General features: G+C 73.8%; 13 protein-coding genes. 8 read left to right on the forward strand and 5 right to left on the reverse strand.

Translation table 11 applies throughout. The features are described 5' to 3' along the window. Positions 1–163: 163 nt before the first annotated feature. From H4F90_RS08830 to H4F90_RS08850, 5 genes are all read right to left on the reverse strand, one after another. Positions 164–3,325, reverse strand: coding sequence for an efflux RND transporter permease subunit (locus H4F90_RS08830; RefSeq protein ID WP_182663639.1), 3,162 nt, complete (start codon positions 3,323–3,325; stop codon positions 164–166). Further along, positions 3,325–4,503: a hypothetical protein gene (locus tag H4F90_RS08835; protein WP_182663641.1), complete on the reverse strand. Its 1,179-nt coding sequence runs from the start codon at positions 4,501–4,503 to the stop codon at positions 3,325–3,327. The genes H4F90_RS08830 and H4F90_RS08835 overlap by 1 nt, the downstream gene beginning before the upstream one ends. Further along, positions 4,500–5,951, reverse strand: a complete 1,452-nt coding sequence (locus H4F90_RS08840) for a TolC family protein (RefSeq protein ID WP_182663643.1) — start codon at positions 5,949–5,951, stop codon at positions 4,500–4,502. The genes H4F90_RS08835 and H4F90_RS08840 overlap by 4 nt, the downstream gene beginning before the upstream one ends. 116 nt (positions 5,952–6,067) lie before the next feature. Next, positions 6,068–7,111: a M48 family metallopeptidase gene (locus tag H4F90_RS08845; protein WP_235972119.1), complete on the reverse strand. Its 1,044-nt coding sequence runs from the start codon at positions 7,109–7,111 to the stop codon at positions 6,068–6,070. Between the two features lie 6 nt (positions 7,112–7,117). Further along, positions 7,118–8,644, reverse strand: coding sequence for an MFS transporter (locus tag H4F90_RS08850; RefSeq protein ID WP_182663645.1), 1,527 nt, complete (start codon positions 8,642–8,644; stop codon positions 7,118–7,120). Positions 8,645–8,730: 86 nt separating this feature from the next. Between H4F90_RS08850 and gstA the strand changes: the two genes are divergently transcribed. The 8 genes from gstA to H4F90_RS08890 all read left to right on the forward strand — a co-directional run bounded on the left by gstA (position 8,731) and on the right by H4F90_RS08890 (position 15,793). Next, positions 8,731–9,354 carry a glutathione transferase GstA gene (gene gstA / locus H4F90_RS08855; protein WP_182663647.1) on the forward strand — a complete coding sequence of 208 codons (624 nt, stop codon included), beginning with the start codon at positions 8,731–8,733 and terminating at the stop codon, positions 9,352–9,354. Positions 9,355–9,426: 72 nt separating this feature from the next. Then, positions 9,427–11,400: a sensor domain-containing diguanylate cyclase gene (locus H4F90_RS08860; RefSeq protein ID WP_182663649.1), complete on the forward strand. Its 1,974-nt coding sequence runs from the start codon at positions 9,427–9,429 to the stop codon at positions 11,398–11,400. Positions 11,401–11,578: 178 nt separating this feature from the next. Next, complete coding sequence (locus H4F90_RS08865) at positions 11,579–11,812, forward strand: TA system antitoxin ParD family protein (protein WP_182663652.1); 234 nt, start codon at positions 11,579–11,581, stop codon at positions 11,810–11,812. A gap of 272 nt (positions 11,813–12,084) precedes the next feature. Then, positions 12,085–12,249 carry a Flp family type IVb pilin gene (locus tag H4F90_RS08870; protein WP_182663654.1) on the forward strand — a complete coding sequence of 55 codons (165 nt, stop codon included), beginning with the start codon at positions 12,085–12,087 and terminating at the stop codon, positions 12,247–12,249. A gap of 22 nt (positions 12,250–12,271) precedes the next feature. Beyond that, positions 12,272–12,718: a prepilin peptidase gene (locus tag H4F90_RS08875; protein ID WP_182663656.1), complete on the forward strand. Its 447-nt coding sequence runs from the start codon at positions 12,272–12,274 to the stop codon at positions 12,716–12,718. Positions 12,719–12,729: 11 nt separating this feature from the next. Continuing rightward, on the forward strand, positions 12,730–13,245 hold the full coding sequence (locus H4F90_RS08880; protein ID WP_182663657.1) for a TadE/TadG family type IV pilus assembly protein: 516 nt from the start codon (positions 12,730–12,732) through the stop codon (positions 13,243–13,245). Positions 13,246–13,284: 39 nt separating this feature from the next. Then, on the forward strand, positions 13,285–14,283 hold the full coding sequence (gene cpaB, locus H4F90_RS08885) for a Flp pilus assembly protein CpaB (RefSeq protein WP_182663659.1): 999 nt from the start codon (positions 13,285–13,287) through the stop codon (positions 14,281–14,283). Between the two features lie 61 nt (positions 14,284–14,344). Next, entirely contained in the window at positions 14,345–15,793 is a 1,449-nt protein-coding gene (locus H4F90_RS08890) for a type II and III secretion system protein family protein (RefSeq protein WP_182663661.1), read from the forward strand. The last annotated feature ends 8 nt before the right edge of the window (positions 15,794–15,801 follow it).

Here is a 15,801-nt window from a genome sequence, read left to right on the forward strand (position 1 = left end):
GCACTTGATTGGTGTTGTGGGCGCCATTCGGGTGCGCCTTGTCTCGGCTCCGTGCGAGCGCGCGGCCTGGCTTGCAACTCGCGTTCCACATCGGTGCGATGCGCACTGTCAAAAGGCTGAAGCCGCCCCGTCCCGGTTCATTCCGGGGCCGGCATGGGGCGATTCAGGCGCGGGCTGCGGTCGCGGGGGCGCGGAAGCGCCCGAACTTCAGCAGCACCGTCGGCAGCACCAGCAGATTCAGCAGGGTGGAGCTGATCAGACCGCCGACGATCAGGGTGGCCATGGGGCCCTCGATCTCGCGCCCCGGCTCGGCGCTGCCCAGGGCGAGCGGGGCCAGGCCCAGGCCGGTGACCAGGGCGGTCATCAGGATCGAGGGCAGGCGCTCCTGCGCACCGCGCACTGCGGTGGCCAGGGTCCAGGGCAGACCGTCGACCTCCACCAGCTGCTGGTAGTGCGAGACCAGCATGATCGAGTTGCGCAGGGTGATGCCGAACAGCGTGACGAAGCCGACCACCGAGCCCAGGCTCAGCCAGCCGCCGCCGGCCAGCACCGCGGCCACCCCGCCGATCAGCGCGAAGGGCAGGTTGGCGAAGGTCAGGCCCAGGTTGCGCATCGAGCCGAAGGCCATGTAGAGCAGGGCGGCGACGCCCAGTCCCGCCAGCAGCGCGGCGCCCACCAGTTCGCGACGGGCTGCGCGCTGGGCCAGGGCGGCGCCGGTGACCTCGATGTGGTGCCCCGGGGCCAGCTGCACCTGGGTCGCAAGGTCCTCGCGCAGGCGCTCGACGAAGCGCTCGGGGTCGCGTCGCGGGTCGATGTTGGCGATCACCGTCTGCACCCGGCGGCCGCCTTCCCGCAGGATCTTGTAGCGGCCCTGGCCGAGGTCGACGTCGGCCACTTCACCCAGTCGCAGCAGGTGACCGTCGCCGGCGCGCAGCGGCAGCTGGCGGACTTCGCCCAGGTCGTCGCGGGCCTCGGGCGGCAGGGTCAGCACCAGCGGGGTGGGACGGCCACCGAAGCGGTCGCTGCCCGCGACTTCGCCCAGCGTCAGGCCGTCGTAGGCCATCTGCACCGCCTGCATCACTTCGCCGGCCGACAGGCCGTGGCGGGCCAGGGCCTCGGGTCGCAGGCGGATGCCCAGCTCCGGCGTGCCCGGCGGCGCGAGCTGCTGCACGTCGCGCACCCCGCGCTGGGTGGCCAGCACCGCCGCCACGGCCCGGCTGCCGCGGTCCAGCGCGTCCAGGGAGGGGCCGTAGAGCTGCACGACGACATCGGCCGGGTAGCCGCTGACGGTTTCGCCGATCCGCTCGGTCAGGAAGGTGTTCACGCCGAACTGCAGGCCGGGGAAGCCGGTGCTGCCGGCGGCGGCTTCGTCGCCGCGCTCGTCGTCACCATCGTCGCCCGACAGGGTGCGGCGGATGTCGGCCAGGATGCGCGCCTGCTCGGGGCCGGACTTCTGGCCGATCTCGACCTCGATCTCGCTGTAGTGCGGGCCGAAGGTGTCGGCCCCGTCCTGCGCGCGGCCGACCCACTGCGCGACCGACTCGACCCCGTCGATGGCGAGCAGCGCCTGGCTGACCTGCCTGCCCAGGCGCAGCGATTCGCCCAGCGAGGTGCCCGGGATCGCGGCCATGTGCACGATGTAGTGGCCCTCCTTGAGCGGTGGGATGAAGCGCCCGGCCAGCAGCGGCAGCGTGGCCAGGCCCAGCACCATCAGCAGGCCGGTGGCGCCGAGCACCAGCGCGGCATGGCCTTCCACGGCCAGCAGCAGGCGGCCGTAGCGCGGCTTGAGCCAGGCGACCAGCGGCGGGTCGGCCGCCGGCAGCGGCCGGCCGCCCAGCAGCAGCAGCGAGAGCGCCGGGGTCACCGTCAGGGCCACCGCCAGCGAGGCCAGGATGGCCGCGATGTAGGCCAGGCCCAGCGGCGCGAAGAGCTTGCCGGCCACGCCCGACAGCGTCAGCAGCGGCACGAAGACCAGGGCGACGATGAAGGTGGCGTAGACCACCGACGCCCGGACCTCCATCGACGCGTCGTAGACCACCTGCCAGAGCGGCCGGCCGTCGGGGGTGGCGCGGTGCTCGCGCAGGCGGCGGAAGATGTTCTCGCTGTCGATGATCGCGTCGTCGACCACCTCGCCCAGCGCGATCGCCAGCCCGCCGAGCACCATGATGTTCAGGCTCATGCCGGCCCCGGTCAGGGCGGTGATCGCCGCCATCAGCGACAGGGGGATCGCGACCACCGACACGATCGCGGTGCGCACGTTGTAGAGGAAGAGAAAGAGCACCGCGATCACCAGCGCCGAGCCGATCAGCACGTCGCGCTGCACATGCCCGACCGCGGTGGCGATGAAGCGGGCTGGGCGGAACAGGTCCCGGTGCAGCTCCGCGCCCTCGCTGCGCAGGGCCGGCTCGATGCCGGCCAGCGCGGCATCGAGGCGCTCGGTCAGCTGCCGCGTGTTGGCGCCGAGCTGGCCCTGGATCATCAGCAGCACGCCCGACTCGCCATTGATCAGCGCGCCGTTGAAGGGCGGGGCCCCGGCCTCGCGCACGCGGGCCACTTCGCGCACCCGCACCGGCACGCCGCCCTGGTGACCGATCACGGCCGATTCCAGCGCGGCGGCCGTCTCGCCCCCCAGCTGCAGGTTCAGCGGCACGCGCTGATTGGCCGTCTCGATGAAGCCGGCCGGCCGCGTGCCACCGGCCGCGCGCAGCGCCTCGGCCAGGTCGCCCAGGCTGAAGCCCAGCCGCGCCAGCTCGGCCGGATCCACCTGCACCTGCCACTGGCGCTGCAGGCCGCCGAAGACGTTCACATCGGCCACGCCGGACACGGCCAGCAGCTGCGGCCGCAGCACGCCGTCGACCAGGCTGCGCAGCGCGATGCCGTCCAGCGACTTCGAGCTGAGCCCGACCCCCAGCACCGTCGAGGCCGAGGACGTCAGCGGCGTGATGTGCGGCACCACGCCCTCCGGCAGGCCGCGGGCCTGGGCCAGACGCTCGGCCACCTGCTGGCGGTTGCGGTAGAGCTCGCTGCGCTCGTCGAAGATCAGCGTGACCACCGACAGCCCCGGGATGGACTGCGAACGCAGCGACCGCAGGCCGACCAGGCCCGAGACGGCCTGTTCGATCGGCTGCGAGACCCGCGTCTCGACCGCGCCGGTGCCCAGGCCCGGGGCCTCGGTCTGGATCACGACCTGGGCGGGCGCGAACTCGGGGAAGACGTCGAGCCGGGCCTCCCCGAGCTGGGCCAGCGCCAGGCCCAGCAGCGCCAGGGCAAGCGCAACCACCAGGCCCGCGCGGCGGACCGAAAAGCGGACGAGGGCGGCGATCATCAGTCCTCGTTCTCGTTCTTGAGCAGGGCCTTCTGCTCCTCCGACAGCAGCAGCTGAGCCCCCCGCACGACCACCTGCCGGCGGGCGTCGAAACCGGGCAGGAACCAGCGACCGTCGGCCCCGGATTCCCGCTCCGCGCCCGGCAGCGCCTGGCGCCGGAAGGCGTGCAGCGGGCCGGCTCCGGCGGAGGGGGCGGCTTCGTCGGCGGCCTCGGCCGAGGCCGCCGGGTCTTCGGCCAGCGCTTCGACGACATAGACCCAGGGCTGGCCGGCATGCCAGATCAGCGCGCTGGCCGGCACCCAGGCCCCGGCCACCGCGGCCCCGGCCCGCACCAGTCGCCCGCTGAGCTGCTGGTGGACCGACAGGCCGCGGCCCTCGGCCCGGAACAGCAGCGGCCGCAGGCCGGGGGGCGGCGTCCCCACCGCGGCCGCCGGCGCCGCGCCGAGCGCCTCGGCACGGCGCGTCGGGCGGGGCTGCTCGGGCGTGTCCAGTGATACCGGGCCGCGCAGCAGCAGGCTGGCGCCGGCCGGCAGCTCCGCGGCGGCCGGCCAGGCCGCGCGCAGCAGCACGTCGCGGCCGTCGAGCAGCCGCGCCACGGCCTGCGCGCCGGCCTGGCCTTCGGGGGCCACCAGCCAGGCGCCGACCTGGGGCCCCCAGGCCGCCCGCGCGCCTTCGACCGCCGCGCGCAGCGCCGCCTCGGCGGCCTCCAGCCGCAGGGCAGCACGGGCCTGCGCGGCCTGGGCCGCTTCCAGGGCGCGGGTCGAGACCTGCTGCTCGTCCTCGTGCAGGGCCTGCATCCGGGCCGCCTCGCGCTGGGCGGCCGCCTGCTCCAGCAGGGCCTCCGCGCGGGCAGCGCGCGCCTCCCGCCAGGCCTGGCGCGGGCCGAGCAGGCCTTGCGGGTCCAGCACCTGCAGCCGAAGCTCATGCGCGCGCTCCCGGTGGCCGGCCTGCGGCCGGGCCACTTGCAGGTCGACCTGACGCTGCGCGGTCTCGCTCAGCACCACCTGCGGCACGGCGGCGTCGGCATCGCGCAGGTGGTCGGCCGTCGGGATGGCCTCCTCCTCCGCTTCGGTGGCGAGCTGGTACTCGTCGCGGGCGAAATACACGCCCCCCCACAGCACCAGCACGAGCAGCAGGGTCTGGGCGATCAGCAGGCGCTGGGCGAGGCGTGGGCTCATGGGGTGGAGGGCAGGGCGGGGGCGGGTGCCGGCAGGCGTTCCAGGGGCAGCTGCAGCACGTCTTCCAGCGCAGCCCGGGCCTGGGCCTGCTGCTGGCGGGCGGCCAGCAGGCGGCCCCGGGCGTCGAGCTGCAGGACCTGGGCGTCGAGCAGGCTCAGACGGTCGAACTGGCCGGCGGCCAGGCCGGTCCGCACGCGGGCCAGGCTGCGCTCGGCCTGCGCAAGCTCGGTCTCGGCGGCGGTGCGGGCAGCGTCCCCGGCCTCGACCGCCAGCCGGGCCTGGGCCAGCTCGACCAGGGCCTCGGCCTGCAGGCGCAGGCAGGTCGCGGCTGCTTCCTCGCGCTCGGCGCGGGCGCGCGCCAGCGCGGGCAGGTTGCCGGCCGCCGGCGGTCCGGTGACCTTCAGGCCCAGGGTCCAGAGCCGGTCGCCCTGGTCCCAGCTCAGGCCGGGCGCGAAACTGAACTCGGGCCAGCGGCGGGCCAGCTCGACCCGTTGCCGGGCCTCGGCTGCGGCATGTCGGGCCAGTGCGGCACGCAGGTCCAGCCGGTTCAGCAGGGCGGCCGATTGCAGGGCCCCGCGCTCCAGCGCCGGGGGGGTGGGCAGCTGCTCGTCCAGGGGCAACCGCACCGCGAGTTCGGGGGTCAGGCCGGCCGCGGCCCCCAGCGCGAGGCGGGCCTGGGCTTCCGCGCTGCGGGCCGCCGCGCTGGCGGCCCGGGCTGCCGCCGCCTCGCGCTGCGCCAGGCGCAGGGCCGGCCCGTCGGCGGCGCCTTGGGCCTGCTGCCGGCGCAGGGCCTGTTCGCGGGCGCTCGCGAGCGTCAGGCGCTCGGCTTGCAGCGCGGCCTCGGCGCGCCGCGCCCACCAGTCGCGGTGGCGCTCGCGCAGGGTGCGGCGGATCTCCCAGGCGGTCTGGGCGAGGGCGAGTCCGGCTTCATCCACCTGGGCGCGCCGCGCTTCGGTTTCCGCGGCCCGGCGGGCTGCGCCGCTGCGGCCCAGCGGCAGGCTTTCGACGGCGATGCCCAGGCTCCAGGGCGAGTCGCTCGCGCCGCCGGTCTCGCTGTGCGAGGCCAGGTCCAGGGCCAGGCTGGGCCGGGGCCGCGCGACGGTCCGCACGGCTTCGGCGGCCGCCTGCCGCGCGCGGGCCTCGGCCAGCGCCGGCTGGCGGGTCAGGGCCAGCACCGTCAGCGCGGCAAGGTCCCACTGCGGCAGCGGCCAGCGCGCTGGGCTCAGCCCCTGAGCCTCAAGCAGATCGCGCAGGGCGGGGCTGTCCGGCTCCAGGGCCTGCCACTGCGCCTGCTGGGCGGCCAGATCCAGCGGTTCGGCCGGCTGCTGCGGGGCGGCGCAGGCCGCCAGCAGCAGCGCGACCAGGGCCACGATCCGGCCGGCCCGGGCACGGCGGGGCCGGTCCGGAGACGGTCGCGTGCGCAGGATCGGGGGCGGATTCGGGAGCATTTCCCCATCCTAGCGAGCGCCGTCCCCGTTTCCGGCCCGGGATTCGCCGGGTCGACAAGGGCCCGCGGCCCCGGTTCAGCGGGGCTTCAGCGCGGGTTCAGGCCGGGCGCGGCCGGTCAGCGGGCGCTGTCGCGCGCCGGGGCGGCCGGCTTGCTGGCGCTGGCGGCCATGGGCGCAAAGCGCTCGGTGGGCCGCGGTGCGCGGGCGTAGAGGCCCTCGACCTGGGGCAGGCTGCGGCGAATGTCCTCGATGCGGGTGCTGTGCGAGGGGTGGGTCGACAGGAACTGCGGTGGCGCGCCCTTGGAGGCCTGGCCCATCTTCTGCCACAGGCTGATGCCGGCCGCCGGGTCGTAGCCGGAACGGGCGGCCAGCTCCATGCCGATCAGGTCGGCCTCGGTCTCGTCCTCGCGGCCGAACTTCATGGTCAGCAGCTGGGTGCCGAGGTTGGCGGCTGCATCGCCGACCGCGCCCAGGCCGAGCAGCTGCGCGCCCAGCTTCAGGCCCAGGCTGGTCGCCGAGCTCTTGCCCATGCGTTCGCGCGCGTGTTCGCGCAGGGCGTGGGCGACCTCGTGGCCCATGATGGTCGCGACCTCGTCGTCGTCGAGCTGCAGCTGCTGCAGGATGCCGCTGTAGAAGGCGATCTTGCCGCCGGGCATGCAGAAGGCATTGATCTGGTTGGAGCCCAGCAGATTGACCTCCCAGCGCCAGTTCTTCGAGCGCGGGTTCCACTCGCCCGCGAAGGGCACGATGCGCTGGGCGATCGCGCGCAGGCGGCGCGACTGCGGGTGGTCCGGCCCGGCCAGCGCGTTCTTCTGCTTGGCCTGGGCCAGCATCTGCGCGTACTGCTGCGCGGCGGCGGTCTCGACTTCCTCGGCCGGCACCAGGCCAACGGCCCAGCTCTTCTTGCCCACGTCCACGCCTTCGCGTGCCCAGGCCGGCAGGGCCAGCGTCCCCCCGGCCACGGCCAGTGCGGCGGCATGGCGCCGCCGCGCAGGATTGCGCGGGGGCTGCGCCGCCTCGGCCGCCCGCAGCGCGCGGGCCGAGAAGCCGGCGTGGCCGCCGCCGAAGGCGTTCAGCGCGCCGAGGGCGGCACACCAGCCGCAGTGCGCGCGTTCGCCCATCGGGGCGGGGGACGAGGGGGGAAAGGCCGGGTCGCTCATGCCGTCTCAGACAGGGTCGTCGGCCGGGCGTTCCACCATGCGCTTGACTGCCGGCAGCAGCGCATAGGCCGGAAAGGCCAGCCAGAAGGTCAGGAAGAAGTAGGCCGGGTAGCCCATGGCTTCGGCGCCCAGGCCGCCGGCCCAGCCCGCCACCGCGCGGCTGAAGGCGAAGACGCTGGAGAGGATGGCGTATTCCGTGGTCGCCCGTGCCCGGCCGGTGATGCCCATCAGGAAGGCCAGGAAGGCGCCGGTGCCCAGGCCGCCGGTCAGGCTCTCCAGCGCGCTGGCGCTGTAGACCAGGGCCTGCGCCGCCAGATCGGGCGGCAGGGCCGGCTGGGCGGCGCTGCCGGCCGGCACCAGACTGGCGACCAGGGCGTAGCCCAGGTTCGACAGGGCCTGCCACAGGCCCAGCACCCAGAGCCCGCGGAACAGCCCGACGCGGTCCACGTACCAGCCGCCGATCAGGCCGCCGGCGATCGACAGGCCCAGGCCCAGGTTCACGCTGACCAGGCCGATCTGCGCACTGCTGAAGCCGGCATCCACCCAGTAGGGCTTGACCATGAAGCCCATGGCCGCATCGCCGAGCTTGAAGCTGAGGATGAAGAGCAGCACCGCCACCATGCCGGGCCGCGTCAGCAGGCCGATCCAGGCGCCGAAGGCCGGGCCCTGGGCCAGCGCCGCCGCGTCCGGATGGCGGGCGGCGCGCACCAGCAAGGTGGCGCCGGCCAGCATCAGACCGACCGGCAGCGCGCCGCGGAACCAGGCACTGCCGGCCACGGCGGTGATCGCATCCCAGCCCATCGCACGGGCCAGCGGGCCGAGCACCGGCCACAGCAGTCCGGCCAGCACCAGGCCCAGGGCCAGCAGCCAGCGCGGTTGCGCGCGCAGCCGCGCCAGCTCGCGGCGCAGGCCGCCGGTCTGGGGCGGCGGACCGGTGCGCGCGATCTCGCGCGGCGCGGCCAGGGCCATCAGCGCGTTCAGGCCGAAGACGGCCGCGCCGAGCAGCCAGGCCGCCGTCCAGCCCAGCGTGCCCGAGACGACCAGCAGGCCGCCGGCCATCAGCATGCCGGCGCGGTAGAAGCCGATCCGCAGGCCGTTGGCCAGGCCGTAGGTCTTGCGGTCGAGCATCTCGATGGTGTGGCCATCGGTCGCGATGTCGTTGGTGGCCGACAGCAGCGTGAACAGGCCGATCGCGATCCACACCCCGCCGGCCACGCCGCCGCCAGACTCGGCCCCGCCGAACAGGCCGAAGCCCAGCAGCACGGCCGCCATGCCGGCATGGGCCGCGGCGATCCAGCGGCGGTGGTGGCGGGTCCAGTCGATCAGCGGCGCCCAGAGGAACTTGATGGTCCAGGCCAGGCCCAGCAGCGAGAGCAGGCCGATCTCGGCCAGGTTCACGCCCTGCTGGCGGAAGTGGACCGGGAAGAGGTCGTAGAAGACGCCCAGCGGCAGGCCTTCGCCGAAATAGAGCAGCGCGACCCAGAACAGCTTGCGGCGGTGGGCCGGGCGGGGCACGGCGGCATCGGAAGGCATGCGACCGATTCTAGGAAGGGCGACACCGATTCCCGGCGCGCCCGCGCCTGAGGCAGGATGCGGCCTCGTTCTCTGGAGACCCTCTGATGAAGCTCTATTACGCCCCGGGCGCCTGCTCGCTGGCCCCGCATCTCATCGGCCTCGAGCTGGGCCTTGCGCTGGAACTGATCTACGCCAGCCCGCGCAGCAAGAAGCTCAAGGACGGCAGCGATTTCCTGGCGATCAACCCCAAGGGCCAGGTGCCGGTGCTCGAGCGCGACGACGGCGAACGCATCACCGAGGTCGCCGTCATCCTGCAGGTGCTGGCCGATCTTTCGCCGGCCGGCACGCTGCTGGCCCCGCCGGGCACGCTCGCGCGCCTCCGCGCGCTGGAGTGGTTGAACTTCACGGCGACCGAGCTGCACAAGAGCTACGGCCCCCTGTTCAAGCCCGGGGTCGATCCGGCCACCCAGGCTTTCGCGCGCGCCCAGCTGGCGGGCAAGCTGGCCTGGGTCGACGCCGAGATCGCCCGCCGCGACGCCGCCGGCCAGCCCTGGCTGCTGCCGCAGGGCTTCACCGTCGCCGATGCCTACCTCTACAACGTGCTGAGCTGGAATCCGATGGCCGGCGTCGACGACCAGCCCTTCCCGGCCCTGCGGGCCTACGTGGCCCGGGTGCAGGACCGCCCCGCTGTGCGCGCGGCCCGGCGTGCGGAAGGTCTCAAGGACTGAGCCCCGGGTGCCGCTGCGGGCGGCCGGGCTCGCGGATACTGGCTTCACACCCTGTCGCGGCCCCTGCAGTTCATGACGAGCGATCTCTCCCCCGGTCTCTGGATCGGCGCCTTCGGCGCCGGCTTCGGCCTGCTGGCCGGGGTGGGCGCCGGGCTCCTGGGACGGGCGCAGCGGCGCCGGCTCGGGGCGCTGCAGGCCGCGCAGGCCGAGGAACGGGCCCGGCTCGAGGCCCAGCGGGCCGAGGCCCTGCGCCGGCGCGACGAATTGCAGGCCTACGACGAGGTGCTGGCCCTGAACCCCCGGGTCGGCCACTTCCTCTGGAGCCTGGGGCCGGACCGGCTGGAGCTCTCGCCGCACTGGACGCCGATGATCGGCGGCGGGGCCGAGGACCGACCCGCCTCGATGGACGCGCTGCGTCTGCGCATCCACCCGGCCGACCTCGACGGTTTCGACGAGGCCCTCAATGCCCATCTGCAGCACCGCCAGCCGGTCTTCGACCGTGAGCTGCGCCTGCAACACGCGCTCGGCCACTGGCACTGGATGCACTGGCAGGGCAAGGCGGTCACCCCGCCCGGGGCCGAGGTGCCCGACCGCATCGTCGGCCACTTCTACGACCTGCATGCCCAGAAGCTGGCCGAGGAGACCCTGGCTTCCGACCGCCGACTGTTCGACAGCGGCCCGGTCATCGTGGCCAGCCTCGACGCGCAGCCGCCCTACCGGCTGCGCTCGGTCTCGGCCTCGGCGGCCGAGGCCCTGGGCCATCCGCGGGGCAGCAAGCTGGTGGGGCGCCGCCTCGACGAGCTGCTGCTGCCCGAAGACCTGCCGCCGGTGCTCGAGGACCTGGGCGCCGTGCTGGGGCAGCCCGGGGCCAGCTTCCAACGCGAGGTCAGGCTGCGCCTGGCCGACGGCGGCAGCCACTGGCACAGCCTGCATGCCGTCATCGCCGGCTCCGAGGGCCAGACCGTGCGGGCCTACCTGCTCGACGTGGAGCGGCTCAAGCAGGCCGAACGCGAGGCGGCCCGCCAGGCGGGCGAGCTGCAGGTCGCCGTCGAGCACCTCACGCTCAGCCAGGGCTATGCCGAGCGGCTGCGCGAACTCTCCGAGATGATCCAGTTCGCAGCCTCGGAAGCCGAAGCCCACGAGCTGCTCGCGGCCCGCGGGCCGCAGCTGCTGCCCGGCTGGTCGGCCGCCCTGATGCTCGGCGGCCTGGCCGGTCAGGTCGAGCGCCGCGCGGCCTGGGGCCCGGTGCCGGCCGCGGCCGTGCAGGGCAGCGCCGAATGCTGGGCGCTGCGCCTGAGCAAGCCGCATGCAGCCCTGCACGGTGCCGGCGCCTGTGCCCATGTCGAGGGCCGACCCGCGCACAGCCTCTGCCTGCCGATTCCCGGTCTGCAGGGCGGGGCGGGCGTGCTGCAGCTGACGTATGCCGACCCGCTGGACGCCGATCGCCTGCGCCAGGCCGAGGCCCGTGCCGCCGCCCTGGCCGAGACCCTGCGCCTGTCCTTGTCGAACCTGCAGCTGCGCCTGTCCCTGCAGGAGCAAGCCACCCGCGACTGGATGACCGGCCTCTACAACCGCCGGCATTTCGAGGAACTGCTGCCGCGCGAGCTCAACCGCGCGCTGCGCGCGGCCGAGCCCCTGGCGCTGGCCATGCTCGACATCGACCACTTCAAGACCTTCAACGACCGCTTCGGCCACGAGGCCGGCGACGAGGTGATCCGTTGCGTCGCCCGCCATCTGGCCGACTTCGGCCGGCCCTACGACAGCCGTTGCCGGGTCGGTGGCGAGGAGCTTTGCATCCTGATGCCGCGCATCGCGGCCGCGGAGGCCCGCAGCCGGCTGGAGGCGCTGCGCGGCCAGATCGCCGCCAGCCCCGTGCATCACGCCGGGCGCGAGCTGCCGCCGGTCACGGTCTCGATCGGCGTGGCCGAGGCGGCCGACGGCGGCGGCCCGGCCGAGCTGATGCGCCGTGCCGACCTGGCGCTCTACGCGGCCAAGCGTGGCGGCCGCGACCGCATCGTGGTCTGGACGCCGGAGCACGTCGGCTGAGCCTGGGTTCCGGGCCCCGCGAGTCAGGGGTTTGTCAGCTCGTTGCGCCCTGTGTGACGCTCGGGTACCTGGGGCTCCGGTATCGTCTCATAAGCAAATTGTTTCAAAGGTGGGCCCGGGCACCGCGGGATCCACCGTCCTCCCGACCTCACGCCGAGCGTTTTCCGATCCATCCGCCATGAGCTCAGCCCTTCCCAAGCACCGTGGGGTGCCGGTCCGCATCAGTGACGGGCTGTATGCCGACGCGAAAGCCCAGGCCCAGCGCGAGTTCCGCACGATCACCGGCCAGCTTGAATACTGGGCTCGCCTCGGCCAGTTCATCTGCGCCCACCCCGAAGTCTCGACCGCGGAGGCGCTGCGCCGTCTCGGCCTGTCCTGCGCACCCGCCGGCGACGACCCGACGGCCGGCTGAGGCCCCGCTGCGGGGCGCCGGTGCCCCAGGCGCGGGAGCGCCTACCCATTCAGCCTGGCGGCGGATTCACGACGTCACAAAGTCCGTCGGTAAGAGCCGCAGAAGGTGTGCAGTTTTTCGCTTTCCGCCCGGGGTGCAGCCCTTATGCTTTCCTCACAGGTTCGCGCTGGGCAACGGGTTTCATGGACCGCCGAGCCTCCAACGCCGAGGGCATTCCCCCCTCGGTCCTTCGCTGGGTTTCAGCGGTTCTCTTCTTGTTACGGAGTCACATCATGCAAAACTTCATCAAGCGTTTCATCAAGGACGAATCGGGCGCCACCGCCATTGAGTACGCGCTGATCGCCGCGCTGATCGCGGTCGGTCTGGTGGCCTCGCTGGACGGTGTCCGCACCGCGCTCGTCGCCACCTTCACCAGCGTCGTCAACGCGCTCACCTGAGCGACACGCCCCGGTCCGGGCCGTGGTCGAGGCGCTGGCATGCTGGCTCCTGGCCGCGGCCGTCTGGGACGCCGGCTGGCGCCGCCTGCCGAATGCGCTGATGCTTGTCGGTGCCTTCGCGGCGGCGTTTTCCATCCTGCCCTCGCCGGCCCTTGCCGGATGGGGCGGCCCGCGGGACCCGCTGCAGGCGCTTGCCTGGGCAGCCGGGGGCCTCGCGGTTTCGTTACCCTTCCATCTGCTCGGCCGCATGGGTGCCGGGGATGTGAAGATGCTGGCCGTGCTCGGCGCCTGGATCGGGCCGCTGCTGCTCCCGGTCTGGCTGATTGGCACCCTGAGCCAGGGCGTGCATGCCCTGATCCGCGTGCTGCGGCGTGCCCGGCCGCTCCCGGGTCGCGAGCGACTGCCTTTTGGAACCCATCTCGGCGCGGCCGGCCTGCTGGTGCTGGCGGCTCGGGCCTTGCAAGCATGACCTCCGAAGTGATGCCTCACCGCCTCCGCCGTCCCTCGCCCTCCGTCCGTGCCGCGGTGCGCGGTGTGGCGGCGCTGGAGTTTGCGCTGATCCTGCCGCTCTTCCTGACGATCCTGTTTGCCATCATCCACTTCGCGGTGCAGTTCGGGGCCCAGCAACTGATGACGCTGGCGGCTTCGGAGGGTGCGCGCGCCGCGCTGCAGTACCAGCCGGCCCCCGACGTGGCCACGGCACTCGGGCTGCGTCGCAACCGGGCCTGCACGAGCGCGATGGCCCTGGTCGGCACGATCCAGGCCCGCACCGGCAACAGCGTCAGCTGCACGACGGTGCTGACCGCCTGCGCGCACGATGCCGCACTGCAGTGCCTGCAGGTGCGATTGAGCTATCCCTATCGCAGCCGGCCGCTGATCCCGGCCCTGCCGTACATGAACAACCTGTCGCCGGTGACCATGCTGGGCCTGGCCACCGTGCAGCTCAATCCGCTTTCGCTGACCCGCGCGCCGCTGGCGCCGCGGCCGCTCGGCTGAGCTTGTCGCCTTCTTCTTGCCTCGACCCGGAGTCTCCCCATGAACGGAGTGATCAAGGCGCTTGCCATCGCGCTGATCGTCATCGCGATCGCGCTGGCCGCCTTTGCCTGGACGCTGTCGCGTCGCGCCGCCACGCCGGGTGTCGACGGCATGGCCGGCGCCAGCGCGCCCGCCGCCCCGACCTTCCCGGTGGTCGTGTTGACCCAATCGCTGGCCGCAGGGCAGGCGATCACCGCCGCCATGCTGCGCACCGAGCGCATCGGGTTTCCGATGGCCGGCGCGGTCAGCGAGCCCTCGGTCCTGGTCGGTCGCCGCCTGGCCGTGCCGCTGGCCGCGGGTTCGCCGGTCGTCGAGTCGCAGCTGATGTCCGGCCTGGCACTGAAGGTGGGCGAGGGCGAGCGCGCGATGGCCTTGCGGGTCGACGAGCAGATCGGCATCGGCCACCGCGTGCGGCCGGGGGATCTGGTGGATGTCTTCGTGACCGTGCGCCGTGACAGCCAGGAGCTGGTCGACAGCGAGGCCCGGCTGCTGCTGTCCAAGTTGCGCGTGCTGGCCTACGGCAGCGATTCGGTCGATGGGCCCCCGCCGGGCGCGACCGCGTCCAGCGAGCCGCCGCCGCCGGGCGTGCGGCCCGAGCCCGCGCGCACCGTGGTGCTGGCCGTCCCGGTCGACCAGGTCCCGCAGCTCGTGCTCGGCCAGCAGAGCGGCCTGCTCTCGCTGGCGCTTCGCCATCCCGACGACCCGACGCTGCCGACGGCCAAGCCGCTGATCGAGCCGGCCCCGGCCCTGGCGCTGGCCCCGGCCTCGGGCCCGCGCAGCGCCGCCGATCTCGCCCTGGCGGGCCTTTCCCTGTCCGGCCTGGCGGGCGAGCTGCCGATGGATCGCCGTCCCGAGGCCCGGCGTGGCGCGGCTGTGCCGGCCTTCCCGGCCGCGGCCCTGCCCGGTGCAGCCGGTGCCGCGCCGAAGCGCCGCGCGGCCGGCGACAGCGGCTCGGTCGAGGTGATCCGCGGCGGCCAGCGCGAGCAGGTGGCCTACTGAGCCCCCTGCCGCTCCATCGCCCGATTTCCGCATCCCCGAGACCCTTGCCGAGGACGGCCGCATGACCGCTCACGCTTCCTGTTTCCTGCCCGCCCGCCGCGCCGCCCCCTGGCGTCCGGCCCTGGGCCTGCTGCTCGGCAGCCTGCTGGCCGCGCAGGCCCTGGCGCAGACGGCCCCGACCCCTGCGCGTCGTCCGGGGGCCATCCGTCCGGCCCCCGAACCGGCCTTGCCCGAGCCGAGCACCCAGAGCCTGCAGCCGGGTCAGCAGCTGCTGCTGCCAGTCGGCGGCAAGCTGCTGCGGGTGTCGGTCGGACAGGAGACCGTGGCCGACGTGACCCCGCTGCGCGATGCCAAGCGTGGCGACAGCGTCCTGGTCCGCGCACGCGGCGTCGGCCGCACCGAGGTGCTGATCTGGCGCCAGGGTTCGGCTCAGCCGGTGAGCCACACGATCGAGGTCGCGGCGCGCCTCGGGGGCCTGGAGCTCAAGCCGGGTGAATCCGGTGCGGCCGTGCTCGAAGGCGGTGCCCCTTCGCTGATCGAGCATGCCCAGGGCCGCAGTGCGCTGCAGCGGGCGAGCGGTTCGAAGGACGCGCTCATCGATGCCTCGGTCGTGCACGCCACCCCGTCGACCGTGCAGGTCGACGTGAAGGTGGTCGAGTTCAGCCGCAGCGTGCTGAAGGAAGTCGGCCTGAACCTGTTCAGCAACCGCACCGGCTTCTCCTGGGGCGTGTTCAGCCCCTCCACGCTCGGCACGGTCACCCCGGGGCCGGCGCTCGGCAATGGCGTGACGAACGGCTCGGCCGCACGGGTCACCTTCACCGGCAGCCGGGCGCCCTTCACCGACGCCTTCAATCTGATCATCGGCCGCCGCGGCCTGGTGGCCAATCTGAGCCTGCTGGAGTCGAATGGCCTGGCCCGGGTGCTGGCCGAGCCCAGCCTGACCGCGCTCTCGGGCCAGAGCGCAAGCTTCCTGGCCGGCGGCGAGATCCCGGTGCCGGTGCCGCAGGGCCTGGGTTCGGTGGCCATCGAGTACAAGTCCTTCGGCATCGGCCTGCAGGTCTCGCCGACGGTGCTCAGCGACGACCGCATCGTGCTGAAGGTGGCCCCCGAAGCCAGCGACCTGGACTTCGGCAACGGCCTGCAGATCAACGGCGCGCTGGTGCCGGCCATCATCACCCGCCGGGCGGACACCACGGTGGAGCTGGGCGATGGCGAGAGCTTCGTGATCGGCGGCCTGGTCAACACGACGACCACCTCCAACGTCGAGAAGCTGCCCGTCCTGGGGGATCTGCCCATCCTCGGCAGCTTCTTCAAGAACACGCGCTACAGCAAGGACGAGCGCGAGCTGCTCATCATCGTCACGCCGCGCCTGGTGCGTCCGATCGCCCGCGGCGCCGACGTGCCGGGCCTGCCGGGCCAGTCCCGCAGCCGCGAGGACGGTGCGGCCTTCCGTCACCACCTGCTCGGCCCGGCCCTCAGCGGCGAGGTCGTGCCGGGCTTCTCGCGCTGAGCCGCGAA

The sequence above is a fragment of the Aquariibacter albus genome (genome assembly GCF_014145335.1).
Lineage (GTDB): Bacteria > Pseudomonadota > Gammaproteobacteria > Burkholderiales > Burkholderiaceae_C > Aquariibacter > Aquariibacter albus.